This is a genomic window from Clostridium sp. D5, assembly GCF_000190355.1.
GTDB classification, from domain to species: domain Bacteria; phylum Bacillota; class Clostridia; order Lachnospirales; family Lachnospiraceae; genus Faecalicatena; species Faecalicatena fissicatena_A.
Genome location: NZ_GL870809.1, coordinates 1,145,872 through 1,170,706 on the forward strand (window position 1 = coordinate 1,145,872; position 24,835 = coordinate 1,170,706).

22 protein-coding genes and 1 riboswitch are annotated in these 24,835 nt (G+C 47.2%); of the genes, 21 read left to right on the forward strand and 1 reads right to left on the reverse strand.

What is annotated here, in order from left to right; genetic code table 11:
- Nucleotides 1–332 precede the first annotated feature (332 nt).
- The 3 genes from HMPREF0240_RS04815 to HMPREF0240_RS04825 all read left to right on the forward strand — a co-directional run bounded on the left by HMPREF0240_RS04815 (nt 333) and on the right by HMPREF0240_RS04825 (nt 3,486).
- Nucleotides 333–1,769, forward strand: coding sequence for an NAD(P)/FAD-dependent oxidoreductase (locus HMPREF0240_RS04815; RefSeq protein WP_009002321.1), 1,437 nt, complete (start codon nt 333–335; stop codon nt 1,767–1,769).
- Nucleotides 1,770–1,840: 71 nt separating this feature from the next.
- Nucleotides 1,841–3,124: an FAD-dependent oxidoreductase gene (locus HMPREF0240_RS04820; RefSeq protein ID WP_009002322.1), complete on the forward strand. Its 1,284-nt coding sequence runs from the start codon at nt 1,841–1,843 to the stop codon at nt 3,122–3,124.
- A 2-nt stretch (nt 3,125–3,126) separates the two neighbouring features.
- Complete coding sequence (locus tag HMPREF0240_RS04825; RefSeq protein ID WP_009002323.1) at nt 3,127–3,486, forward strand: DUF1667 domain-containing protein; 360 nt, start codon at nt 3,127–3,129, stop codon at nt 3,484–3,486.
- 64 nt (nt 3,487–3,550) lie between these two features.
- Here the strand turns inward: HMPREF0240_RS04825 and HMPREF0240_RS04830 are convergent, their stop codons facing one another.
- A complete protein-coding gene (locus tag HMPREF0240_RS04830) occupies nt 3,551–4,258 on the reverse strand; it encodes a GntR family transcriptional regulator (RefSeq protein WP_009002325.1) in 708 nt (235 codons plus the stop codon).
- Nucleotides 4,259–4,514: 256 nt separating this feature from the next.
- Here HMPREF0240_RS04830 and phnG point away from each other — a divergent pair, with 256 nt between their 5' ends.
- From phnG to recO, 18 genes are all read left to right on the forward strand, one after another.
- Nucleotides 4,515–4,943, forward strand: coding sequence for a phosphonate C-P lyase system protein PhnG (phnG, locus tag HMPREF0240_RS24160; protein ID WP_035312394.1), 429 nt, complete (start codon nt 4,515–4,517; stop codon nt 4,941–4,943).
- Between the two features lie 3 nt (nt 4,944–4,946).
- Entirely contained in the window at nt 4,947–5,540 is a 594-nt protein-coding gene (gene phnH / locus HMPREF0240_RS04840; RefSeq protein WP_009002326.1) for a phosphonate C-P lyase system protein PhnH, read from the forward strand.
- A 32-nt stretch (nt 5,541–5,572) separates the two neighbouring features.
- A complete protein-coding gene (locus HMPREF0240_RS04845) occupies nt 5,573–6,637 on the forward strand; it encodes a carbon-phosphorus lyase complex subunit PhnI (RefSeq protein WP_009002327.1) in 1,065 nt (354 codons plus the stop codon).
- Nucleotides 6,638–7,483 carry an alpha-D-ribose 1-methylphosphonate 5-phosphate C-P-lyase PhnJ gene (locus HMPREF0240_RS04850; RefSeq protein WP_009002328.1) on the forward strand — a complete coding sequence of 282 codons (846 nt, stop codon included), beginning with the start codon at nt 6,638–6,640 and terminating at the stop codon, nt 7,481–7,483. It abuts the gene before it with no gap.
- Nucleotides 7,483–8,313, forward strand: coding sequence for an ATP-binding cassette domain-containing protein (locus tag HMPREF0240_RS04855; protein ID WP_009002329.1), 831 nt, complete (start codon nt 7,483–7,485; stop codon nt 8,311–8,313). The genes HMPREF0240_RS04850 and HMPREF0240_RS04855 overlap by 1 nt, the downstream gene beginning before the upstream one ends.
- Before the next feature lie 117 nt (nt 8,314–8,430).
- A complete protein-coding gene (gene phnM / locus HMPREF0240_RS04860; protein WP_009002330.1) occupies nt 8,431–9,618 on the forward strand; it encodes a phosphonate metabolism protein PhnM in 1,188 nt (395 codons plus the stop codon).
- Nucleotides 9,619–9,626: 8 nt separating this feature from the next.
- Complete coding sequence (locus tag HMPREF0240_RS04865; RefSeq protein WP_009002331.1) at nt 9,627–10,337, forward strand: ATP-binding cassette domain-containing protein; 711 nt, start codon at nt 9,627–9,629, stop codon at nt 10,335–10,337.
- Nucleotides 10,337–11,149: a PHP domain-containing protein gene (locus HMPREF0240_RS04870; RefSeq protein ID WP_035312395.1), complete on the forward strand. Its 813-nt coding sequence runs from the start codon at nt 10,337–10,339 to the stop codon at nt 11,147–11,149. Before HMPREF0240_RS04865 ends, HMPREF0240_RS04870 begins: the two co-directional genes overlap by 1 nt.
- 131 nt (nt 11,150–11,280) lie before the next feature.
- The gene (locus tag HMPREF0240_RS04875; RefSeq protein ID WP_009002333.1) at nt 11,281–12,360 is read left to right on the forward strand and encodes a putative 2-aminoethylphosphonate ABC transporter substrate-binding protein; all 1,080 of its coding nucleotides are present in this window, start codon (nt 11,281–11,283) and stop codon (nt 12,358–12,360) included.
- A 14-nt stretch (nt 12,361–12,374) separates the two neighbouring features.
- Entirely contained in the window at nt 12,375–13,397 is a 1,023-nt protein-coding gene (locus HMPREF0240_RS04880; RefSeq protein WP_009002334.1) for an ATP-binding cassette domain-containing protein, read from the forward strand.
- 148 nt (nt 13,398–13,545) lie between these two features.
- Entirely contained in the window at nt 13,546–15,261 is a 1,716-nt protein-coding gene (locus HMPREF0240_RS04885; RefSeq protein ID WP_009002335.1) for a putative 2-aminoethylphosphonate ABC transporter permease subunit, read from the forward strand.
- A 217-nt stretch (nt 15,262–15,478) separates the two neighbouring features.
- Nucleotides 15,479–15,668: riboswitch (cobalamin riboswitch) on the forward strand.
- Between the two features lie 219 nt (nt 15,669–15,887).
- A complete protein-coding gene (locus HMPREF0240_RS04890) occupies nt 15,888–16,907 on the forward strand; it encodes an ABC transporter substrate-binding protein (protein WP_009002336.1) in 1,020 nt (339 codons plus the stop codon).
- Nucleotides 16,908–16,922: 15 nt separating this feature from the next.
- Nucleotides 16,923–17,996, forward strand: a complete 1,074-nt coding sequence (locus tag HMPREF0240_RS04895; protein WP_009002337.1) for an iron ABC transporter permease — start codon at nt 16,923–16,925, stop codon at nt 17,994–17,996.
- Nucleotides 17,983–18,777, forward strand: coding sequence for an ABC transporter ATP-binding protein (locus HMPREF0240_RS04900; protein WP_242833292.1), 795 nt, complete (start codon nt 17,983–17,985; stop codon nt 18,775–18,777). The genes HMPREF0240_RS04895 and HMPREF0240_RS04900 overlap by 14 nt, the downstream gene beginning before the upstream one ends.
- A gap of 615 nt (nt 18,778–19,392) precedes the next feature.
- Nucleotides 19,393–22,320, forward strand: coding sequence for an insulinase family protein (locus tag HMPREF0240_RS04910; RefSeq protein WP_009002339.1), 2,928 nt, complete (start codon nt 19,393–19,395; stop codon nt 22,318–22,320).
- 207 nt (nt 22,321–22,527) lie between these two features.
- On the forward strand, nt 22,528–23,427 hold the full coding sequence (era, locus tag HMPREF0240_RS04915; protein ID WP_009002340.1) for a GTPase Era: 900 nt from the start codon (nt 22,528–22,530) through the stop codon (nt 23,425–23,427).
- A 244-nt stretch (nt 23,428–23,671) separates the two neighbouring features.
- Nucleotides 23,672–23,857: a hypothetical protein gene (locus HMPREF0240_RS04920; protein ID WP_009002341.1), complete on the forward strand. Its 186-nt coding sequence runs from the start codon at nt 23,672–23,674 to the stop codon at nt 23,855–23,857.
- Nucleotides 23,799–24,539 carry a DNA repair protein RecO gene (recO, locus tag HMPREF0240_RS04925; protein WP_009002342.1) on the forward strand — a complete coding sequence of 247 codons (741 nt, stop codon included), beginning with the start codon at nt 23,799–23,801 and terminating at the stop codon, nt 24,537–24,539. Before HMPREF0240_RS04920 ends, recO begins: the two co-directional genes overlap by 59 nt.
- The last annotated feature ends 296 nt before the right edge of the window (nt 24,540–24,835 follow it).

Below are 24,835 nucleotides of genomic sequence, written 5' to 3' on the forward strand. Positions count from 1 at the left end.
ACGGCATCACCTGTACAGCACGGTGTAAACAGTAACACAAGTCAAAAGCTAAATCCCTGGTTCTCTTAAATCCCGGTTGTAATTTTTTGAAACCGGTTGTATAATATAAGAAAGAAATAAATATTTTGTGCCGATGAGAACAGAGCCTGGCAGATGACATATCATCAGATATGTTTATTTGCAGACTCTGTTTTTTGTGTTATGGGAAATCCTTCTGGACTTTCTGTATCATAAAGCACCTTCGTGTGATTTACACTGTGGTGTAAGAGACAGATACTTGATCAGGCAGGTTTCCCGGCGGACTTTTTTCTTAATTTTGGGAGGAATAAAATATGTATGATGTAATAATTATCGGTGCCGGTGTTTCCGGCTCAGCGGCGGCGAGAGAGCTGTCCAGATACAACGTAAAGGTATGCGTCCTGGAAAAATCAGAGGACGTATGTTGCGGAACATCGAAGGCAAACAGCGGGATTGTCCATGCCGGATATGATGCGGCCCCGGGTTCCCTGATGGCAAAGCTGAATGTGCAGGGAAACCGGATGATGGGGCAGTTGTCTAAGGAGCTGGAGTTCCCGTTTCAGAGGAAAGGGTCTCTGGTCGTATGCAGGAGTAAAGAGGAGCTTCCTGTTCTGATGAGATTGAAAGAGCAGGGGGAGGAAAATGGCGTGGAAGGCCTCGAGATTCTGAATCCGGAGCAGGCGCTTGCTCTGGAACCCAATCTGACGGAACAGGTGGAAGCGGCTCTGTATGCACCCACAGCAGGAATTGTATGTCCCTTCGGGCTGAATATCGCATTGGCTGAAAATGCCTGTGAAAACGGCGTGGAATTTCATTTTGATACCGAGGTTGAGTCCATTGAGAAAGTGAACCGCGGTTTTCTTCTGAAAACGGATTCCGGGGATTACAGGGCGGGATATGTGGTAAATGCTGCGGGGGTCTATGCGGATGTTTTCCATAATATGGTCAGCAGCAGAAAACTTCATATTACTCCGAGAAAGGGAGAGTATTTCCTGCTGGACAAAGGGGCGGGAGACCACGTATCCAGGACGATATTTGCCCTTCCGGGGAAATTGGGGAAAGGTGTGCTTGTCACCCCCACTGTGCACGGAAACCTGCTGGTAGGACCGACGGCTGCGGATATTGAAAATAAAGAGGGAACCAATACGACAGGAGACGGACTTGCAGCGATTTCTGAGAAGGCGGGGCAGAATGTCAGGAATCTGCCTCTGAAAAAGGTGATCACCAGTTTTGCGGGGCTGCGTGCTCATGAGGACGGACATGACTTTATCATAGAGGAGGCTGAGGACGCTCCGGGATTTATCGACTGTGCGGGAATAGAATCACCGGGACTTACGAGTGCACCGGCGGTGGGACTCCGGATAGCTGAGATACTGCGGGAAAAGATGCGGCTGCAGCAAAAACCAGATTTTCAGGGGCAAAGAAAAGGGATTTTGAATCCCGCGTTACTTTCAATGGAAGAAAGGAACAGATTGATTCAGGAACAACCTGCTTATGGACATATTATCTGCCGGTGCGAAATGATTTCCGAAGGGGAAATCCTGGATGCCATACACCGTCCGCTGGGCGCACGCTCTCTGGATGGGGTGAAGCGCAGGACGAGAGCCGGAATGGGACGGTGCCAGGCGGGGTTCTGTTCTCCAAGGACGATGGAGATACTGGCCAGGGAACTGGGGGTGTCTATGGAGGAGATCACAAAGGCAGGCGGCGGATCCGGACTGATTGTGGGGACCAATAAAGATGTACTGTAGACAGATTCCCAGAAAAAAGAGAGATCAGAGATCATTTACAGGAAGTTCGCGGACAGCGGGAGGATATAAAGATGGAGAAATATGATATCGTGATTATAGGCGGAGGCCCCGCAGGACTGGCGGCGGCGGTAGCGGCGAGAAAAGCCGGTACAAAGAGCATCCTGATCCTGGAGAGGGACCGGGAACTGGGAGGAATTCTAAACCAGTGTATCCATAATGGATTTGGGCTGCATACGTTTCAGGAAGAACTGACCGGACCGGAATATGCGGCGCGCTTCGAGGCTCAGGTTCTGGAATTAGGAATTGAGTACAGATTGAATACTATGGTTATGGACATCAGCAGAGAAAAACTGATTACGGCCATGAATCGGGAACGGGGCATGTATCAGATCCAGGCGGGAGCCATTGTGCTTGCCATGGGATGCAGGGAGAGGTCCAGAGGTGCTTTGAATATACCGGGATACCGGCCGGCAGGGATTTACTCTGCGGGGACGGCGCAGCGGCTGGTCAATATGGAGGGCTATATGCCTGGCAGGAAGGTTGTCATACTGGGCTCCGGGGATATCGGGCTGATTATGGCGAGAAGAATGACACTGGAGGGGGCAGAGGTAAAAGTGGTGGCGGAACTGATGCCTTATTCCGGCGGGTTAAAGAGGAATATTGTACAGTGCCTGGACGATTACGGTATACCTCTGAAGCTGAGTCACACGGTGACGGATATTAAGGGAAAAGAGCGGGTGGAAGGGATTACTCTTGCGGCAGTAGATGAGAGAGGAAAACCGATTCCCGGAACAGAGGAAGATTATGAATGCGATACACTCCTTCTGTCTGTGGGGCTGATTCCGGAGAATGAGTTATCAGGACAGATGGGCGTAGAATTGAATTCAGTTACGTCCGGGCCTGTAGTAAATGAAAGTCTGGAGACCAGTGTGGACGGGGTGTTTGCCTGCGGGAATGTCCTGCATGTCCATGACCTGGTGGATTTTGTGTCCGAGGAAGCGGCGATGGCCGGGAAAAATGCTGCACATTATGTTAAGGATTATGTGGAAAAGTGCACAGAAAAGAGCAGCGGATATGGAAAAGTGATTTCCATACAGCCAACGGGAGGGGTCCGCTATACGGTTCCCTCATTTATACGGCCGGAAAACATGGCAGATCAGCTGACGATCCGGTTTCGTGTGGGCAGCGTTTACAAAAAGTGCTATGTCAGCGTATATATTGGGGAGGAGAGGATTATCCATAAGAAACGTCCTGTTATGGCCCCGGGAGAGATGGAAGAGATTAAGCTGGAGAAGTCCCGGCTGATAGGATGCAGGGATTATGAAACCGTTAGAATTCAGATAGAGGAGGCCTGAAAATGGAGAAAAAGGAGCTGATTTGTATCAATTGTCCTATGGGATGCCCCCTGACAGTGGAGACAGAGGGGAATGAAGTTCTGTCTGTGACCGGTAATACCTGTCCCCGCGGGGAAAGTTATGCCAGAAAGGAAGTCACCAATCCGACCAGAATTGTTACAACAACGGTCAGGGTCAGGGAGGGGCGTGAAAAAATGGTCTCTGTGAAGACGGAGACCGATATTCCAAAGGGAAAGATATTTGAGTGTGTAAAGCAGCTGAAAGATGTGGAATTGATGGCCCCTGTTCATATTGGTGACGTGATTCTGGAGAACGCAGCGGGTACCGGTGTGAATGTGGTGGCGACTAAGGCCGTGCTATAGAAAATATCGGATAATTATGCATTTTAGACTAAAGCTCAATGGTACAGTACACTGGCACTTAATATCAGATTTCAAATATAAATTTATCGCTGCGGTATATTGTCCTCGCCACCTCCACAACAGTTCCGGCGGGGAGTGTAATACAGCGGCAGGTCAGAACAAGACTGGGAGCGTACCCTTTAATCTGCAGGAGGGCACGCTCCTTTTTGCTAAGCGAAGAGACCGTGAGCTGCCGATTCTCCGTATGCAGATTGGAATAGCCGCAATTATGGATATAGTCATAGACTGAAGTGACTGAAGCGCCGTCCTCCTGGATGCAGGGAAATAGATCTTCCGCCATATAGCTGATATGTATGGCAGCAGGTTCCCCGTCCAGAATACGCAGACGTGTGATTTTATAGATCGGCTCCTCGAACTCCACGCCCAGCATTGTATGAATCAGTGAATCCCCCCGCAGCATCTGGCACCCCATATTCTGAGTCTCATAAGAGAGATTCAGCGCGGCCATCTTGCTGGAGAAGCTTCTGTCGGCCATAGAAAGCCTGATCTTATCACGTCTGCCGGAAAAGAAACTGCCGTAGCCCTGCATGGCATAGACATAGCCGAGCTCCTTCAGCCGTTCATAAGCCTTTCGGATCTCGGTGCGGGTCACGCCGAAGCGGACGGCCATCTTATTTTCACTGGGCATCTTGTCGCCCTTCTTGTACATATTTTCCTGAAATTCCTGAATAAGAACATCCACGATGGATTCCCATGTCCAATTTTTCTTCATACGTATACATCTCCTATTGTATTCTGACAATGGAGTTCATGGGGGTCAGACCCCTTTGCCAAAGGGGTCTGACCCCCATGAACTTCCGTCTGTTTTCCCCTCGATTATAGCAATACATTTCCACACCCACAACAATAATCAGACAACTTTACGAAGAGTTTACACAACTCAGTTGGCAACTTTACATTCCTCCCATAAGATGCTCAGAGAAGTAAATAATAACAATTTATGCAAACTCAATTCAGGAGGAAATATTATGACGAAACGGGATATAACTGCAATTCTGGCAGCAGCTTCCCAAACGGAGGCTGTGGAGATTGCCGCTGCGATTAAAGTAAACTGTGAAATTCAGATGATGAAGCCGCCGCAGAAAACGCTTGTGATGGTGAAGGCCAGAGAGTCTGTTAAAAAGTCCCTGTTTTATCTTGGGGAAGTGCTGGCGTCAGAATGCATGGTGCTGGTGGATGGCGTGAAAGGAGCGGCAGTGCTTGCAGGTGATGATTTTGATAAGGTCACGGCGGCAGCTGTTATTGATGGCTTTTTAAATCTTCCGGACAGACAGGAAGAACAGCAGCAGGTCCTGGAGCAGATCCAGAGACTGGGCAGACAGCAGGCTGCTGAGCGGGCGGAATTAAACGGGGCTCTTAGAAAATCAAAAGTAAATTTCAATGTAATGGGAGAATAGAGAATGGTAAAAGAATTAAAGCTTGCATATGAATTTGATTTTGTGTTTGACGGACAGAACGTATTCAGAAAACTGCTCCACGCCCTGGCGAATCCGGGGACGACTGGGAGCATAGCACATCAGGCCGGAAAATTTGCGGGAAACCACCAGGCTTTGATGGCACTGGGATGCACGCTGCTGGATAATGAGGAAAAAATGTATGTGGAAAAGAACCCGAATCTTTCTGCAGATCTGCACAGTCTGACGCTGTGTCATGAGGCGGATCTGGACGAGGCGGATTATATCTTCCTTTCCTCTGAGATGAATTACGGCTCCATGGAGCAGATCCTGAAGAATGTAAAGCATGGAACGTATGCCGATCCCCAGCAGTCAGCCACGGTTTTTCTGCAGTGCACACAGCTGACGGGGAACGAAACGATGACACTGAAAGGCCCCGGCATCAAAGACAGCCTTACCGTCAGTGTATATCCCTATATAAAAAAAGTGATCGCCCTGCGCCAGAGCCTGCAGATTGAGTATCCTCTGGGGGTGGATCTGGTCTTTGCCGATCTGGCAGGAAATATAATGGGAATCCCCAGGCTGTGCAGCCTGATTTAAAGAATAATTAGAGAATAAGAGGAGGTAAATCAATGGCTTATGTAGCTGTTACAGGCGGGAAAGAGGCAATCGAACAGTCTCTGAAACTGCTGGAAATATTCAGACAAAGTAAAGAAGATATCAGCGTGTCATGTATAAAGGAAAATATGGGACTCCTTGTAGATAAAATTATGAGCGAGGCAGGATTCTACTCCGAAGACTATGCGGCGCTGGCACTGAAGCAATGCGAGGGCAGCGTGGAGGAGGCGGTCTTTTTACTGCGTGCCTACCGTTCCACTCTGCCGAGAAACTATTATTCACTGCCGGTCGATACCGGGAAAATGAGGATTCTGCGGAGAATTTCCGCTGCCTTTAAAGATATCCCTGGCGGGCAGATACTCGGACCTACATATGACTATTCACATCGTCTGCTGGATTTTTCCCTGATGGAAAGCAATAAAATGCAGAAGACACAGGAAGAAAGTGAAGAAGCAGAGAAAGCCGACGGCTCCGATATTCACTGCAGCCGCGTGACAGACCTTTTAAAAGAGGAGAACCTACTGGAGGATGTGGCGGAGGATAATACCCCGCCCTTCGATGTGACAAGCAGCCTGCTGACATTTCCGGCGCCGCGCAGTGCAAGGCTGCAGACTTTTGCAAGAAGCGATGCAGGGTTTCTGGGTGGGGTGGCATACAGTTCCATGCGGGGATACGGTGCGGTACACCCGACGGTATCCGAACTGCGAAGCGGATACGCAGAGGTGTGCATCCCCTACCCACTGGATGAGGAAGAAGAAATCTGCATTGGAGAAATTCTCGTGACAGAAGTGGAAGCACTGGTGCCTTCCCACACAGAGACGGATGAGGAGTTCGACAAAATGACGCTCTCCGGCGGATATGGACTGATATTCGGCAGAAATGAAAACAAGGCCATTGCCATGTCCATTGCGGATGCAGGTCTGGAAACAGAGGGCAGCACCCCTTCCCAGGACGAGGAATTCGTACTGACCCACGGTGACTGCCTGGAAATGAGCGGATTTATTTCCCATCTGAAGCTGCCGCATTATGTAACATTCCAGTCCAAGCTGGACAGAGTCAGAGAGAAGGAGGATGAATAAATGATCGATGCAAAACACTATAATTTTGCCTTTCTGGATGAAGGGTCTAAACGGGAAATCAGAAGGAGCATATTGAAGGCAGTGGCCATCCCCGGTTACCAGGTCCCCTTTGGTTCCAGAGAGCTGCCCATCGGCAGAGGCTGGGGAACAGGCGGTATCCAGATCACCCTGTCCATTATCGGAAAAGAAGATGTACTCAAAGTAATCGATCAGGGCAGCGATGACAGCGTCAACGCGGTAAATATAAAGAAACTGGTGGAGGAATGTACAGGCGTGGAACTCACCACCGATTCGGAAGCGGCCACTATCATTCAGAGTCGCCACAGAATACCGGAGATTCCGATGAGAAATGACCAGATCCTTGTCCTCCAGGTTCCCACGCCGGAACCTCTGCGCATTGTAGAGCCAAAAGAGTCTGTGACAAAACAGATGCACGCGGAGGCCGAGTACAGCGGCATGTGGCTCTCTCTTTTCGAGGACCTGACCCAATACGGAGAGATCAGCATCAGTTCCGAATACCCGGTCATGGTGGAGGGGCGTTATGTCATGAACCCAAGCCCCATCCCGCGCTATGACAACCAGAAGCTGAACAACAGCGATACGCTGTACCTGTTCGGGGCAGGACGGGAAAAGAAAATTTACGCCATCCCCCCGCACACGGATGTAGAATCCATGTGTTTTGAGGATGTGCCGTTTAAGACAGAAGATTTTGAAGGAAAACGATGCAGACTTTGCGGGGCACAGGGGGTATATCTGGATGAAATGATCGATGAGAGCACCGGGGAAAAGGTATACGAGTGCAGTGATACCGGATTCTGCCGTGGAAGAAGGGAGCGTGGAGCATAATGGAAAAACCTGTACTGGATATTCAAAATCTGACCGTGCGCTATGGGAAGACCTGTGATTACTGCAGAAACGGGGGAACATTAGTTAAGAACACCTGTCCCCATTGTAAAACGGTCTGGGCGTGCAGTGATGTCAATGTAACCCTGTATGAGGGGGAGATTCTGGGTATCGTAGGCGAGTCGGGCTCCGGAAAATCCACACTCATGAAAAGCCTGTATTTCGACTTTGGAATTACGGAGGGGGAAGGATATCTCCGGGATTTTGAAAACGGAGAGGTCAATATTTTTGAGCAGAGCCTGCAGAAGAAAAAATATATGAAGAACCACATCATGGGAATGGTCTACCAGAATCCCCTGCTGGGCCTTCGAATGGACTACTCCAGCGCCGGCAATATCGCGGAGAAACTGATTGCCGCCGGCCAGCGGAGTTTTGAAGGGATGAACAGCCGCGTTGAGGAACTGCTGGATGCGGTGGAGATCCTGCAGTCCAGAAAGAAAGAACCGCCGAAGAATTTCAGCGGGGGCATGCAGCAGAGAGTGCAGATATCCAAGGCACTGGCGAACAACCCGGCAATCCTTCTGCTGGATGAGGTTACTACGGGGCTGGATCTGTCCGTACAGGCAAAAGTACTGGAACTGATCCGCAGAATCCGGCAGGAATTCCACATCTCTATCATGCTGGTTTCCCATGATCTGGCGGTCATACGCATGCTGGCAGACAGAACCATCGTCATGCTGGACGGGAAAATCATCGAACAGGGGCTGACAGATCAGATTCTGGATGACCCGCAGCAGCCCTATACCCAACAGCTGGTGCATTCTCTGCTGTAGTGTACGTTTTGGAATCCATAGGATCGGTGGACGTCCTCATAAGTAGAATAGACAGCCGGGCACATGAATTATCTAACGAACTCTGACAGGACCGAATAAAAATGTGAGGAAAAATTTATGCAGAAAATAATAAAAAACGGAACGATTATTCTGAAAGAACAGGTGCTGACAGCACACGATGTCATCATGGAAAATGGGAGGATTACAGGGATACAGCAGGCCGGAACGGCGGATAAGGCCGATTCCTGCGAAATCTTTGACGCCCGGGGCTGTTATATCATGCCTGGAATTGTAGACATTCATTCCGATATGATCGAAACATATATACAGCCGCGCAGTACCGCGGTAATGGATTTTGAGATGGCACTGGAGGAGGCGGAGCGGGTACTGGCCGCCTGCGGTATTACGACCATGTTCCACTCCATATCCATGTTCAGGGACGGTTCCTGGGATGTCAAAGAGATCCGCCAGTCCTCCCAGGTAAAGAAGCTGGCCGGTCTGATCGGAGAGTACCGGCACAAAAAAAGACTGATCCGGCACAGATATCATCTGCGTTACGAGATTGACAATCTGGACTGCTATGAGGACGTGGCAGCCATGCTGGAAAGCGGTCTTGTAGATTTGCTTTCGTTTATGGATCATTCTCCGGGGCAGGGGCAGTATAAAAATCTGAATGTTTACCGGAAGCATCAGCCAGACGAGGGCAGAAATCTGACGGAAGAAGAATTTGGGGAGCTGGTAGAACGGGAAATGCAAAAAAAGACAGTGACATTTTCACAGCTCAAAGGACTGGCAGAGACCGCAGCAGCGCGGGGAATCACCGTGTCAAGCCACGACGATGATTCGGTAAACAAACTGGAGCTCAACCGGGAGCTGGGAGTAAGGATCAGCGAGTTCCCAATTACGCTGGAAGTAGCAGAGGCGGCCGTTAAGATGGGATTTCAAACCGTGCTGGGAGCACCGAATATACTGCTGGGCGGCTCCCACTCGGGGAATCTGTCCGCTCTGGATGCAATCCGTGCCGGTGCGGCCAGTGTCCTGGTTTCCGACTATTATCCGCAGGCGCTGCTGCAGGCGGCTTTCTGCCTGCACCGTGAACATGGGATCCCGCTCTGGGAGGCCGTGCGGTATGTGACGGTCAATCCGGCTAAGGCTGTGGGACTCGACCGGGAGCTGGGATCTGTAGAAATAGGAAAAAGAGCAGACCTGCTTGTTGTGGATGCAGCAGAGGGAAAGCCTGCGGTGAAGCAGGTGTTTGTGAATGGAGAATGTATCATGGAATGCCGTTACCGTGAGGCAGATTAGGAGGAAATATGGAGCACATACTGGAAATTCAGGGACTCTCAAAGCAGTTTTATCTGCATGAACAGGGCAGAGAAATTAAGAGCTGCAGAGATATCAATTTTATACTGGACAAGGGCGGGTTTATTGGGATCGTAGGGACATCCGGGGCCGGAAAATCAACGGTCCTGCGCTGTATTTACCGAACCTATTCCGTTACTACCGGGAGCGTAATGTATGATTCGCTCTCTTACGGAAGACTGGATCTGGCAACGGCAGAGGAGAGAAGAATCATTCATTTGCGGAAAGTGGAGATCGGGTATGTCTCCCAGTTTCTGACCATACTTCCCCGTACAACTGCCAGGGAACATGTGATTAACGGTGCACTGGACGCCGGATTTTCATATGAAGTGTCAAAAGAAAAAGCAGAGGAGATGCTGCGTTACTTTAAACTGAGCGAGACGCTCTGGGATATCTATCCCAATACCTTTTCCGGCGGGGAGAAGCTGCGCCTGAACCTGGCACATGCCATGGTTAAGGCACCGAGGCTGTTATTGCTGGACGAACCAACGGCATCGCTGGACAACAGCACAAAGCTTCTGGTGAAAGAACTGCTGATGAAACTAAAAGCAGAAGGAACATCCATGATCGGTATTTTCCATGACCTGGAGTTTATGGAAGGGCTGTGTGACCGCGTGTACAACATCTCACAGGGCAGCTTTCAGACAGAGGAGGCGTTGTGATGTATCGGGCAGATTTACATATACATACTGCAGTTTCTGACTGCAGTCTCCAGACAGAGGCCATCCTTGCCGGGGCAAAAGCGGCAGGGATTACGCACCTGTCTTTTACAGATCATGACACAACCGCGGATGCCCAAAAGCATAAGGCAATGGCCCGGGAGCAGGGGATTCAGGCGATTAAAGGGATCGAAATGTCTGCATATGATTTCAAAAGAAATAAAAAAGTTCACATACTTGGATACAAGTATCAGACAAACAGGCAGATTGAGGCCATTGGAAAAGAGACACTGAGAAAAAGAAATGAAAACTGCCTGAAGCAGATCGAGATTCTTCAGAGCATCGGATACCACATATCATTGGAGGAAATCCAGAGGATGGCGGGATCCTGCATTTACAAGCAGCATATCCTGGACTATCTGGTGAAGACGGGGCAGAGTGAAGCACTGTTCGGTGAAGTTTATCAACATATCTTTAAAAACCAGGGGCCCTGTGATTTTGACATTGAATATCCTGCGGCGGAGGACGTTGTTCAGGCAATTAAGGCGGATAAAGGGTATGCGATACTGGCTCATCCGGGGCAGCAGGGGAACTATCAGATGATACACCGGCTGGCGGAGGCGGGGCTGGATGGGATCGAGTGGAACCACCCTTCCCACGGAAAGTCAGACAGAAACAGAGTCGAGGAGTACTGCCGCAGCTATCGGCTGTTTATGACCGGCGGCAGCGACTTCCACGGCAGGTATGAAAACGGGAAGACGGTACTGGGCGCATATCCGGCTCATGACAGCAGCGAAATACTTTTTCTTCCTTAAAATGTAAAATTATTTAACATATCCGGGGAAAAATTTTACAGAATTCCAACGAACAGATGATAAATATTCAATAATCGGCCGATATAATTGCCTTGTGAAATGAAGATAATAAAAGAAATCTGGAGGTAATTATGAAAAAGATTATAGTAATGGGAATGATCGCTTTAATGACACTGAGTACACTGACAGGATGCGTGACAAAGGCGAATGCAGAGGAAGGCAGCAGCACTTCGGCAGAAGCAGATGAGAATGTAATTAATGTATATACTGCTCTGGAGGACGAGCAGGTGACAGATTATCTGGAAGAATTTAAGGAGCAGAATCCGGATGTTACGGTAAACGTAACAAGAGAATCCACAGGTATCATCACATCAAAACTGCTTGCAGAGAAAGATAATCCGGTTGCAGATGTGGTATGGGGGCTGTCAGCTACCAGTCTGCTTGTACTGGCGCAGGACGATATGCTGGAACCTTACGCACCGGAAGGCGTGGACAGAATTCTCCCGGAATTCAAGGATGATGCGGATGTACCTTCATGGGTGGGAATCGACGCATGGGAAACCGCATTTATTGTAAATAAGGAAGTCCTGAAGTCAAAGGGGATTGACACCGTGCCGACATCTTATGAAGATCTGCTGGATCCGAAGTATAAGGGACTGATTGCCATGTCCAATCCGGCATCATCCGGTACAGGACTTCTGACAGTCAATGGAATTCTCAGCCTCTACGGTGATGAAAAAGGATGGGACTATCTGGATAAGCTCCATGAAAATGTAGCGGTTTATATGCACTCCGGTTCTCAGCCGGCAAAGGCAACAGCAGCAGGAGAATATGGCATCGGCGTTTCCTTTGGATACCGCTGCATTCAGTCTGCCGAAGAGGCAGGAAGCGAGATCTGCGAGGCAGTGTTCCCGTCAGAAGGTTCAGGATGGGATATGGAGGCAAATGCCCTGATCAAAAAGGACAATCAAAAAGAGATATCTAAAAAGTTCCTGGACTGGGCGATTTCTGACAATATAATGGAAAAATATGCAACCAATTATCCGATCGTTGCAACGGGCGCCAGCGATAATATTCCGGAAGGTTACTCAGAGAACCCGCTGGATCAGCTGATCCCGGATATGGACTTTAACAAAGCGGCGAAGGACAGAGAATCCATCCTGGAAAGCTGGACAGAGCGCTATGATTCCAAGAGTGCTCCGAAAGAGTAATAGAGGTACATACTATGAGCGTAAGTTTAAAAATAAGCGGTGTTTCTAAGGTTTTTGAGAAAAACGTGGCATTAAATAATGTGAATTTACAGATCCGGGCAGGCGAATTTGTCTGCCTGCTCGGCCCTTCCGGGTGCGGTAAGTCCACATTACTGCGGTTGATTGCGGGTCTTGACCGGCCCAGTGACGGCAGAATATACATTAACGACAGAGATGTAACCAATCTTCCGCCGGCCAGAAGAAACTTTGGAATTATGTTCCAGTCCTATGCACTGTTTCCGAATCTCTCAGCATTTGAGAATGTAGCGTACGGGCTGCGCAATAAAAAAATAAAAAACAAAGATATCGAAGAACGTGTGGGCCGCCTGTTCGAGATGATTAAACTGACGAATGCAAAGGACCGCCTGCCGTCCCAGATGTCGGGCGGGGAGCAGCAGCGTGTTGCACTGGCAAGGGCGCTGGCGACAGAGCCGGACTTTTTGCTGCTGGATGAGCCGCTGTCTGCGCTGGACGCGAAGGTCAGGATATCTCTGCGCAAGGAGATCTGCAGTATCCAGAAGGAACTGGGCCTTACGACGATCATGGTAACCCATGACCAGGATGAAGCCCTGACCATGGCGGACAGAATCATTGTCATGAACAAGGCCGTTGTCATGCAGGAGGGAACACCGGAAGAAATCTACGAACATCCGGAAAATCCTTTTGTGGCCGACTTCATCGGCTCCATTAATTTTATAGACCGTGAAAAGAGCAGGGTATACAACCTGGGTAATTATGAACGGGTTGCCATACGCCCGGAGAAGATAGAAATAGAAAGAACTGCGGACAAGGAAAGCCTGCGCGGAAAGATTGCAGACATTGAATTCAGAGGATTTTACAACCGGGTATCCGTACAGGTGAGCCATGTGGTATACGGCGACATGGTACTGTATGTGGATGTGCCCTTCCAGGCAGCAAAAGAAAAGAAATTCAGAGTGGGCGAGATCGTGTATGTGAATATGCCGAAAGAGGAACTGCTGGGATTTGAATCCGCATAGAGTGCGTCAGCTTATTCATGCACCTGACTGCGCCGCCCTTTTCATCCGGAGGATGAGAGGAGAGGCCGGGCAGGTGCAGTGAATGATGCGGCTCATACCGGGGGGGCAGCAGTTCCGGTAAAACATTTGAAGGAGAAAATAACATAACATGAATCGTATAAAACAATTAATAAGGAGAGGAGAGAAGGAAGACGTTGTAAGAGGGATCGCGATTTACCTGGTCATGATTTTTCTGGTGCTCTTCCTGGTTCTTCCCCTGTGCACCCTGTTCCTGAAGGCATTTCAGGACAAAAGCGGTGAATTCGCAGGCCTGGCTCAGTTTGCAAAATATTTTCAGAGCAAATCCATGGTCTATTCCATATCCCACACCTTTTTCATTGCAGCCGTATCTACGCTCATATCAGTGACACTGGCCTTTTTCTTTTCTTATTCTCTGTCAAGAAAAAATGTGCCGTGGAAAGGTTTTTTCAGATATATCGGAATGATTCCGATCTTTGCACCCACCATGCTTCTGGGTATTGCATTGATCTACCTGTTCGGAAATAAAGGAATCTTTACGGCCCTCGGATTGCAGGTACCTTTATACGGGAAGGTGGGAATTATTATCGCAGAAAGCATCTACTGTTTTCCGGTTGCGACGACGATCCTGATGGTGGCATTTTCCGCCGCAGACAACCGTCTGTATGAGGCGGCCGAGACCATGGGAACTTCCGCAATCCGGAAAATGTTTACGATCACCATACCGAACGTCAAGTATGGCCTCATCAGCGCCATATTTGTAGCATTTACATACAGCTTTACCGACTTTGGCGCTCCCTCGGTTGTGGGCGGCAACTACAACGTGCTGGCAACAGACGTTTATAAGCAGGTAGTCGGGCAGCAGAACTTTAACATGGGAGCAGTCGTGGGAATTATCCTGCTGTTTCCTGCCATACTGTCCTTTGCAGTGGACCGGATCATAAACAAGAAGCAGAATGCGGCGATCAGTGCGAAATCCATACCATACCAGATCAAACCACACAGGCCCAGCGATATGGCAGCAACCATATTCTGTCTCGTGATCACGCTGGCCATGCTGCTGTTTTTTGCAGTCGCCCTGTTTGCATCCCTGATCAAATTCTGGCCCTACAACCTGACATTTACCCTGTCCAACTACGACCTGAGCAAGATATCCTCAGGAAATGGAATCACCGCTTTCAAAAATTCCATACTCATAGCACTCATATCGGCGTTTCTGGGAACATTCGTCACATTCCTGGGAGCATACCTGATTGAGAAAAACCAGAAATTCAAGGTCAGCAGAAGAATCACATATCTGCTCTCCATTACCCCCCTGGCGATACCAGGGACCGTAGTAGGCTTAAGCTTTATCATGTTCTTCAACGCGCCAACCTTCAAAATCCCATTTATAGAAGGCTACGTATTACAGAACCCGTTCCACATCATATACGGAACCATCTGGATCATCGTACTGGCAAACATGATACACTTCTACTCCGTCCCCTTTTCCACCGCCACAACCGCCCTGAAAAGGCTGGATAAAGAATTTGAAACCGTATCCGAGTCCCTCGCAGTCCCCTTCTACAAAACCCTGCGCCGGGTAACTCTCCCCTTATGTACACCGGCAATCTGCGAAATGTGGGTATACTTTTTCGTAAACTCACTGGTAACCGTATCCGCGGTCGTATTCCTGTTCACCCCGACCGCCCCCATAGCTTCCGTGGCCATAGTCAGCCTCGAAGGCTCCGGCCAGACCGCCCCCGCAGTAGCCATGTGCATGCTCCTCCTCTTCATCAATTTGGTTGTAAGAGGTATCTACGAGGCAAGACAGCATAAAAAACAAAAGTCAAGTGTTTCGTCCTGATGTTCCAGGCAAAGCACGGTCAGAATGCCTTTCCCGCAGCATGTGTGCATGCACCGGGGCGGGCATTTTGCTGTTTTTCTGCATTAGGGAGCGGTATGGATATATGATACTATCATACGGTTACGAAAAATATAAGAACAATTTGTAATTATTTTATCTAAAATAATTCTATTATTGACAATTTTGTTTTACTAATGTATGTTTGTTTAGTAAAACTGAATCATAATATTCATTAAATGCTCGAAAGAGGTAAAAGGGAATCAGGTGAAAAGCCTGAACGGTCCGGCCACTGTATCCAGGGAGTGAAAGCTGTAATATGCCATTGCAGAATCAATATTTTTGTGAGAAGGCACAGCATGAGCGATAATCTGGAAGTCAGGAAACCTGTTTAATGAAAGAGAGAGGAAACTTCCGGTTAAAAGCTGCCTGTCTGAATATTTGGAGTTGTTATTTGTGATCATTAAGACAACTTTATTTGTGTGTATCTAAAGTATATACATATTCTGGACATTTGCTTAAAACGGGCAGATGTCTTTTATTTTGCATTGTTTCAGCAGAATCGAAAGAATGAAGTTTAATTTTTATGAGGATAGTTTTAAAAAATTACTTAAAAAAGGAGCAAAAGTATGAAATTGAGAAACAAACTGATCAGTATGATGATGGTGCTGGCATTAGGGCTGAGTATTACTGCCTGTGGGAAAAATGCTTCAGACGCTGCAGCATTAACTGAAGAAAAAGCAAAACCGGCACAGGAAGAGAAATCCGGGTCAGAGGGGAAATTTCCTTTTACATTAACAACACAGGATGATATAGAGGTGACATTCACGCATGTGCCGGAAAGAGTAATTGCAGCGAATGCAAATGCTGGTGATCAATTGATGGCAATGGGGCTGGGGGACAAAATTATCGGAAGAGCATATACAAATTCTGTAATTAACCCCGAGTGGAATGATGAATATTTGAAGATACCGGAACTTTCAGAGACAGCGCCGTCATTAGAGGCAATCCTGGCCCAGGAGCCGGATTTTATTTACGGGCGTTCCAGTGCTTTTTCTGAAAAAAATAATACGGAGCATGAAACGTTAAGCGGTTATGATATCATGTCACTTGCTTCTATTGAAGGTTATACGATCGGGGCAGACGTAGATGTTGTATATGAAGATTTTTATAACCTGGGACGTATTTTTGATCTTGAAGAGAAAGCAGACGAAATTGTAGAGGAAATGAAGGCTCAGATTGAGGCCGCAGAAAAAGCAGTAAAAGATCAGGAAACTGTAAAAGTATTTGTTTATGATATGGCTCAGGATGGAGGGGCCTATACCTGTGGAAATAATTTTACTGCAAAACTGATTGAACACGCGGGAGGGAAAAATATTTTCTCCGATATGGATAAGACATGGGCGAATGTAAGCTGGGAAGAAGTTGTAGAGCGTGCACCTGAAGTCATTGTTATAAACAATTACGGTGATACTTCTTTAGAGCAGAAAATATCCGAACTGAAAGAAAATCCGGCGTTGGCAACCGTGCCGGCAATAGTAAATGACAGAATAATATCGGTAAATCTTTGTGAGGTATTCGCAAGTTCAATGACCGGAGATACTATAGAAAAATTTGCAAAAGCTTTCCATCCGGACTGCTTTGAATGAAAGTGATGTACAGGTATGAAGAATATTTGCATGACTATAAAGAACCACAGCGTTAGATGTTCAATTATTCTTTGTATACTGCTGATAATTTCTATTGTTTTGGCCGTCGGAACAGGGCCGGTTACCATAGACTTTATTTCCGTCTGGAAAATCGTGCTGCATAACATATCCGAATACGTCGGGCTGGAACATCTGATTTCTATAGAAGATATTAAAAGCAGTACACAGAATATAGTCTGGTTTTTAAGGGTTCCAAGAGTGCTCCTGGGAGGCCTTGTGGGAGCGGGACTTACGCTTTCTGGAATCTGTATGCAGGCATTCACAAAAAATCCGCTTGCAGAACCTTATGTCCTGGGAATCTCATCCGGGGCATCTCTGGGAGCCGTGCTGGCAATGCTTGCCGGAGTCTGGCTCCCATGGGGCGGAAGGCTGACTGTATCTGCAGGGGCTTTTGCCGGAGCCCTGGTATCGATGCTCTTTGTCTATACCCTGGCAAGAACAGGAAATACAGTGACGCCAATTCGTTTAATTCTGGTTGGAGTTGCAGTTTCCTCCCTGTTCAGTGCTTTGACGAATTATATTGTGTATACAGCCCCGAATGATGCGGCAGTTAGAGAGGCAACATTTTGGATGCTGGGAGGGTTGGGAAGCGCGGAATGGGAAGACTTACTTTTATTGGGAATATTCATTATACCGGCATTTTTGTGTATGATGTATCTGTCTAAGGCTTTAAATGCATTACTGATGGGAGAGCATTCGGCAATTACACTTGGCGTAAACGTAAATGTTGTAAGAAGAATTCTTATTATAGTTTCCACTCTGCTCACAGCTTCTGCAGTTGCAGTAAGCGGCTGCATTGGTTTCATCGGACTGGTAGTACCTCATATTGTTCGTTCCATTGTAGGAGCGGATCATAAAAAGCTGATACCGCTTTCCGTCCTTACGGGAGCTTTATTCATGATTTGGGTTGATGTAGGAGCCAGAATGCTGCATCCTCCGACAGAAATTCCCGTAGGAATACTGACCGCCTTCATCGGTGCTCCGTTATTTCTGTGGATGATAAAGGTGCGCCATTATGAGTTTAAATAAGGGGGATGAGTACGAAATGTTAGAAATCAGGGGACTTTCCTACCAGGTCCGGGACAGAGAGATCCTTTCCCAGATAGAGATGCACATAAAAAAGAAAGAATTCGTAGGTATTATCGGCCCCAATGGAAGTGGAAAGTCCACACTCCTGAAAAATATTTATAAAGTCCTAAAACCACAGCAGGGCGAAATCTTTCTCATGGGCGACAATCTAACTTCCATGAGCAACAGAGAAATGGCCCAAAAACTGTCAGTCCTGATACAGGAGCAGGAAGCAAGCTTTGACTTTACCGTAGAAGAAGTAGTAATGATGGGCCGCCACGCAAGAAAAAAAATGATGGAATCTGAAGACCAAAATGACAAAAAGCAAGTGGAAGAAATACTAAAAAAGATTGGACTTTACTCCATACGCAGCCAGAGCTTCCTCACCCTGTCCGGAGGAGAAAAACAAAGAGTATTAATTGCCCGCGCATTTGTCCAGGACACCCCATGCCTGATCCTGGATGAACCCACAAACCACCTGGACATTAAATACCAGTTAGAACTAATGAATCTTGTATCAGACCAAAACAAAACAGTCATAGCTGCAATCCACGATCTAAACATAGCAGCATTATACTGCAGCTACATTTACGTACTAAAAGACGGTCAAATAACAGCACACGGCCTGCCCCATGAAGTCCTGACAGAAGAAACCATTTTCCAAGTATACGGTGTTCACGCAAAACTATACACAGACGAAACCGGACAAAAACACATCCTATTCCAGGCAGGTCAAAAGTAATAAAAACAAAATTATAAACGTTGTCCTAATCAACCAAAACTAAACTCCATATTTTACAAAAAGGAGCTCAATATAGTAATTGCTCTCGTTATTAAAATCCATGCCCTAAGCAACCATGATCTTCCCCAGCCAAAACAAATAATCAAATTTCAACCCAATCCGCCTATCATCCACAGCGGTCCCCTTCTCCGGGAGTCAAGTTTCCCGCCCTGATGCACTCAGCGAAGCGCAGTCAGAATGCAAAGCCCGGTGCAGATACACATGCTGCGGAAGAATGCTCCCAGCGAGCTTAGCGGCAGTTAGGAGGAAACGGACAGAAACGAATGGCTGAAAACTGATCTCCAAATCAGTTTTCAAGAAAGCCTGAGCCGTCCAGGCATCAGCCTGGACGGTGAATGCTTTCGATGCCATACGTTTCTGTCCGTTTCCTCATTACTGCCGCTTAGCGCAGCGCCCGCATTCTCCCGCAGCATGTGTATCTGCACCGGGCTTTGCATTCTGACTGCCGCTTCGCGGACACCCAGCCAAAAAACTTTCCTCCCCGCAAACCGCCCCCTTTTATTGTTCCCATTTAGATGCTATAATGTTCACATCGAATAAAAAGAGAGGTGTACTATGAGTATTTTTGACTTAGATGCATATGAACCGGTACTGGAAGAAGATTTATCAGATTTAAAATCGAAGGGCTGCCTTTTGCGACATAAAAAGAGTGGGGCGCGAGTTCTGCTGATGGAAAATGACGATGAAAACAAGGTGTTTTCCATCGGATTCCGCACCCCGCCGTCCGACAGCACAGGCGTCCCGCATATTATGGAACATTCCGTACTGTGCGGTTCCAGGGATTTCCCGGTAAAGGATCCTTTTGTAGAACTGGTGAAAGGTTCACTGAACACATTTTTGAATGCCATGACCTATCCGGATAAGACTGTTTACCCGGTTGCCAGCTGCAATGACAAAGACTTCCAGAATCTGATGCACGTATATATGGATGCAGTATTTTATCCAAATATCTACGAACACGAAGAAATCTTCCGCCAGGAGGGATGGAGCTATAAGCTGGACGATGCGGATTCAAAACTGGAATACAACGGCGTGGTTTATAATGAGATGAAGGGTGCCTTTTCCTCACCGGAGGGTGTGCTGGACCGCGTGATCCTGAATTCTCTTTTCCCGGATACCTCTTATGCAAATGAATCGGGCGGAGATCCGGATTTTATTCCTGAATTGACATATGAGCAATTTTTGGATTTCCATAGAAAGTATTATCATCCTTCTAACAGCTATATTTATCTGTATGGAGATATGGACATGGAAGAAAAGCTTCTGTGGCTGGATAAGGAATATCTGAGTAAGTTTGACAAGATTTCAGTGGATTCTGAGATTAAATATCAGGAGCCCTTTGAAAAAGTGAAGGAACTTGAGATGGAGTATTCAATTTCAAGTGAGGAGAGCGAGGAGGATAATACTTATCTTTCCTATAATAAGGTGATTGGCACCAGTATGGATGAAAAGCTGTATCTGGCATTCCAGATCCTTGACTATGCTCTGCTTTCCGCTCCCGGGGCGCCGTTGAAAAAAGCGCTTGTGGATGCCGGAATCGGCAAAGATATCATGGGCTCCTATGATAATGGCATATATCAGCCTATTTTCTCTGTGGTTGCAAAGAATGCCAATCTGGAGCAAAAAGAAGAATTCCTGTCTATCATTGAAGGCACACTGAAGGATATTGTAGAAAAGGGCATTGATAAAAAGGCATTGGAAGCCGGAATTAATTATCATGAATTCCGTTTCCGGGAAGCTGATTTCGGAAATTATCCGAAAGGACTCATGTATGGCCTTCAGATATTTGACAGCTGGCTGTATGATGAGGAGAAGCCATTTATCCACATGAAGGCAATTCCAACGTTTGAGTTCCTGAAGGAGCAGACGGGCACAGGATACTTTGAATCCCTGATTCAGACATATCTTCTGGATAATACGCATGCTTCTGTTGTAATCGTGAAGCCGGAGAGGGGACGGACAGCGCGGCAGGATAAAGAACTAGCCGATAAACTGGAAGCGTATAGAAACAATTTGAGCGAAGAAGAAATAAATAATTTAATAAAAGACACGAAAAAATTGCTCGAGTATCAGGAGGCAGAATCCTCGAAAGAGGACATGGAGAAGATACCGGTACTGAGCCGGGAAGATATTTCAAAAGAGATTGCACCGATCTGCAACGAAGAAAAAGAGATAGACGGCATTAAAATGATCCATCACAATGTGGAGACGAACGGCATCGGCTACATCGCACTGATGTTTGATTTATCCGGTATACCGGAGGACAAGTTAGTTTATGCAGGACTGCTGCAGGCGGTGCTCGGGATGATTGATACGAATCATTATGGATACGGGGAATTATTTAATGAGATCAATGTCCACACCGGAGGGATCGGAACATCCCTGGAACTGTATGCAGATGTTACAAAAGTAAAGGAAAAGGATTTCCGTGCCACATTCGAGATCAAAGGGAAGGCCCTCTATCCTAAGATGGATATATTGCTTGCCATGATGCGCGAAATTCTGATGGAGTCCAAACTAGATGATGAGAAGCGCCTGAAAGAGATTCTGGCTATGCTGAAATCCAGAATGCAGATGAGCTTCCAGTCTTCCGGCCATACTACAGCTGCGCTCCGTGCATTGTCCTATGATTCACCACTTGCAAAGTTCAAGGATGATACAGACGGTATCGGTTTTTATCAGGCTGTAAAAGATATAGAAGAAAACTTTGAAGAGAAAAAGGCAGAACTGATTGCTAATCTCAAAGCCATAGTTAAGGAAATCTTCCGTGCAGATAATATGATGATAAGCTATACTTCCGCAGAGGAAGGACTGGAATCCATCAGTGCCGGAATCAGTAAGATAAAGTCAGGTCTTCACGAGGAGCCGAAATCAGAAGAAACTCCCTGTATTATTCACTGCGATAAAAAGAACGAAGGCTTTAAGACATCTTCCAAAGTACAGTATGTCGCCAGAGTCGGGAACTTTATCGACCATGGTGCAGATTACAATGGAGCGCTCCAGATCCTGAAAGTCATCTTAAGCTATGACTATCTGTGGCAGAATGTGCGTGTAAAAGGCGGGGCGTACGGCTGCATGAGCAGCTTCAACCGGATTGGGGAAGGGTACTTTATTTCCTACCGTGACCCGAACCTGAAGAAAACCATGGAGACTTATGAGGGAATTGCAGATTATCTCAGGAAATTTACTGTAGATGAAAGAGATATGACGAAATATATCATCGGCACCATCAGCAATATTGACCGCCCGATGACTCCATCGTCAAAAGGAGACCGTTCAATGAATCTCTATATGAACCGTGTAACAGCGGACATGATAAAGAAAGAACGTATGGATATACTAAGCGCAGGCCAGGAGGATATCCGTGCACTGGCAGGCGTTGTGGAGGCAGTACTTGCAGCTGACCAGCTGTGTGTGATTGGAAATGAAGAAAAAATAGAAGAACAGAAAGATATGTTTGGTGAGGTAAAGACACTGTTTTAGAGTGTATTTGATTCATCCTGTGTCCGGCTGACCGCCTGTTTTACGCTATGGATGCGATGCTGTGCAGAGAATGCACAGTCCGGTCCGGATCGTAAGGCAGGAGCAGTGTTACTGTGCACGCCCCCAGGGTGTGAACAGTAGCGTATCAGCCGCGTGCAGTGAATGAATGTACATACTCCGAAGCATACCAAAATGAAAGGTGAAAGAATGAAAGAAAATTATAAGTCAGGATTTGTTACTTTGATCGGGCGTCCGAATGTGGGAAAGTCTACGTTGATGAACTATCTGATCGGCCAGAAGATTGCGATAACATCCAATAAACCGCAGACTACCCGGAACCGGATTCAGACCGTACTAACGACTGAGGAAGGCCAGATTGTATTTGTAGATACCCCGGGTATCCACAAGGCAAAAAATAAGCTGGGTGAATATATGGTGAACGTTGCAGAGCGCACCCTGAACGAAGTGGATGTAGTTCTATGGCTTGTTGAGCCGTCTACTTTCATAGGGGCCGGAGAGCAGCATATCATTGAACAGCTGGGCCGTGTGAAGACACCGGTTATTCTGGTAATTAATAAGACGGACATGGTAAAAAAGGAGGAAGTCCTGACTTTTATCGATGCATACCAGAAAGCGTATGATTTTGCAGCCATAGTGCCCGTATCTGCAAGAAACGGGGACAATACGGATGAGCTGGTCAAGGTGATTATGCAGTATCTCCCCTGCGGACCGCAGTTTTATGATGAAGATACCATAACGGATCAGCCCGAACGCCAGATCGTAGCAGAACTGATCCGTGAGAAGGCCCTGCACTGTCTGCAGGACGAGATCCCTCATGGGATAGCCGTTGCCATAGACAGTATGAAAATGGAGAAGCGGGTCATGCATATTGATGCGACCATCATCTGTGAAAGGGATTCCCACAAAGGAATCATCATAGGAAAGCAGGGGAGCATGCTGAAAAAGATCGGCAGTACGGCGAGGTACGAAATCGAGCGTCTGCTGGACTGCAAAGTGAACCTTAAGCTCTGGGTAAAGGTGCAGAAAAACTGGCGTGACAGCGATTTTTTGATGAAGAACTTTGGTTACAGGGAAGAGGAAAGATAAAGAATAAATACAGGTGTCAAGGCATTTTGCTCAAAATGTGCTGGCAGATTTTACGAGGTATAGTGCTGTCTGAATCGGAGAACCTAATAACATACCCAAAGGGCATGATCCAATACATGTCCTGCGTGCGGGTCTGCTGCAATGCTGCAGAACAATGTATAAAGGTCACCATGTAATACATGCCCTGTGTACGGTTCTGCTGCTTAGCCGCAGAATAATGCAACACATAAGAAGAGGTGATCTGATGGAACAGAAATACTGGGATAAGTTTTTTGCAACCGGAAATGTGGAAGATTATCTGTCCTATAAAATGCAGGAACCAGCAGCAGAAAAAGGACGGATAAAGGAAAAAAGTTTGGGAGTAAGCAGTTGTGAATCAGATTGTGCTGACAGGTATGGTTCTGTCTACAGCGCCCATTGGGGAATATGACAGAAGAGTAGTGATATTGACAAAAGAACAGGGAAAGTTAGCTGCGTTTGCCAAGGGCTCCAGGCGTCCGAACAGCCCCCTGGTAGGCGCAGTTAATCCGTTTACGTTCGGGGAGTTCACCATGTACGAGGGCCGTTCTTCCCATACGATACAGTCTGTCAATGTTCTGAATTATTTTGCAGAACTCCGGGAAGACATCGTGGGCGCATATTACGGTTTTTATTTTCTCGAGTTTGCGAATTATTATACAAAAGAATCGAATGATGAAAGAGAAATGCTGAAGCTTTTATATCAGACCATGCGTGCACTGACCAATCCGCACATTCCCGACAGACTCATCCGATACATATTTGAACTGAAAGCTTACTGCATCAACGGCGAGGGCCCGGAAGTCTTTCAGTGCGTGTCGTGCGGGGATAAGGAACGCCCCGCTGTTTTTAGTGTCAGAAAAGGCGGCCTGGTATGCAGCGAGTGTGACAGAGATATCATTGACGGTATCCGCCTGGATAATTCGACATTATATAGCATGCAATATATAGAAAGCAGTAAAATAGAGAAGTTATATACGTTTAATGTGACCGATAAAGTATTGGATCAGCTGGCACGGGTGCTGGAACGGTACCGGGAAGTATACGTGGATAAACAATTCAAATCACTGGAGATCCTGGAAACCCTCCTATAAATGGGGATTTAGCTCACGAGCTTTAGCCTCGGGAGCGGACGAAGGGGGGCGCTTACCGTGAGCCGGGACGGACTGTGAAAAACACCTGTCCTGTTGGAAATACAGCCGCTGCGCTAAGCGGCAGTAAGAGGAAATCCGCAAAATCAGTCAGAACCGAACGCATTCACCGTTTAATCTGATGATTAAACGCCTCAGGCGTTCTAAAAATCTGCTTCGGAAGCAGATTTTTTCTGACTGATTTCGCGGATTTCCTCTAACTGCCGCTATGCTCGCTAAAAGCATTTCCAACAGGACAG

Coding starts and splice junctions, on each gene's coding strand:
- HMPREF0240_RS04815 (WP_009002321.1), top strand. CDS start 333: ATGTATGATGTAATAATTATCGGTGCCGGTGTTTCCGGCTCAGCGGCG.
- HMPREF0240_RS04820 (WP_009002322.1), top strand. CDS start 1,841: ATGGAGAAATATGATATCGTGATTATAGGCGGAGGCCCCGCAGGACTG.
- HMPREF0240_RS04825 (WP_009002323.1), top strand. CDS start 3,127: ATGGAGAAAAAGGAGCTGATTTGTATCAATTGTCCTATGGGATGCCCC.
- HMPREF0240_RS04830 (WP_009002325.1), bottom strand. CDS start 4,258: ATGAAGAAAAATTGGACATGGGAATCCATCGTGGATGTTCTTATTCAG.
- phnG (WP_035312394.1), top strand. CDS start 4,515: ATGACGAAACGGGATATAACTGCAATTCTGGCAGCAGCTTCCCAAACG.
- phnH (WP_009002326.1), top strand. CDS start 4,947: ATGGTAAAAGAATTAAAGCTTGCATATGAATTTGATTTTGTGTTTGAC.
- HMPREF0240_RS04845 (WP_009002327.1), top strand. CDS start 5,573: ATGGCTTATGTAGCTGTTACAGGCGGGAAAGAGGCAATCGAACAGTCT.
- HMPREF0240_RS04850 (WP_009002328.1), top strand. CDS start 6,638: ATGATCGATGCAAAACACTATAATTTTGCCTTTCTGGATGAAGGGTCT.
- HMPREF0240_RS04855 (WP_009002329.1), top strand. CDS start 7,483: ATGGAAAAACCTGTACTGGATATTCAAAATCTGACCGTGCGCTATGGG.
- phnM (WP_009002330.1), top strand. CDS start 8,431: ATGCAGAAAATAATAAAAAACGGAACGATTATTCTGAAAGAACAGGTG.
- HMPREF0240_RS04865 (WP_009002331.1), top strand. CDS start 9,627: ATGGAGCACATACTGGAAATTCAGGGACTCTCAAAGCAGTTTTATCTG.
- HMPREF0240_RS04870 (WP_035312395.1), top strand. CDS start 10,337: ATGTATCGGGCAGATTTACATATACATACTGCAGTTTCTGACTGCAGT.
- HMPREF0240_RS04875 (WP_009002333.1), top strand. CDS start 11,281: ATGAAAAAGATTATAGTAATGGGAATGATCGCTTTAATGACACTGAGT.
- HMPREF0240_RS04880 (WP_009002334.1), top strand. CDS start 12,375: ATGAGCGTAAGTTTAAAAATAAGCGGTGTTTCTAAGGTTTTTGAGAAA.
- HMPREF0240_RS04885 (WP_009002335.1), top strand. CDS start 13,546: ATGAATCGTATAAAACAATTAATAAGGAGAGGAGAGAAGGAAGACGTT.
- HMPREF0240_RS04890 (WP_009002336.1), top strand. CDS start 15,888: ATGAAATTGAGAAACAAACTGATCAGTATGATGATGGTGCTGGCATTA.
- HMPREF0240_RS04895 (WP_009002337.1), top strand. CDS start 16,923: ATGAAGAATATTTGCATGACTATAAAGAACCACAGCGTTAGATGTTCA.
- HMPREF0240_RS04900 (WP_242833292.1), top strand. CDS start 17,983: ATGAGTTTAAATAAGGGGGATGAGTACGAAATGTTAGAAATCAGGGGA.
- HMPREF0240_RS04910 (WP_009002339.1), top strand. CDS start 19,393: ATGAGTATTTTTGACTTAGATGCATATGAACCGGTACTGGAAGAAGAT.
- era (WP_009002340.1), top strand. CDS start 22,528: ATGAAAGAAAATTATAAGTCAGGATTTGTTACTTTGATCGGGCGTCCG.
- HMPREF0240_RS04920 (WP_009002341.1), top strand. CDS start 23,672: ATGGAACAGAAATACTGGGATAAGTTTTTTGCAACCGGAAATGTGGAA.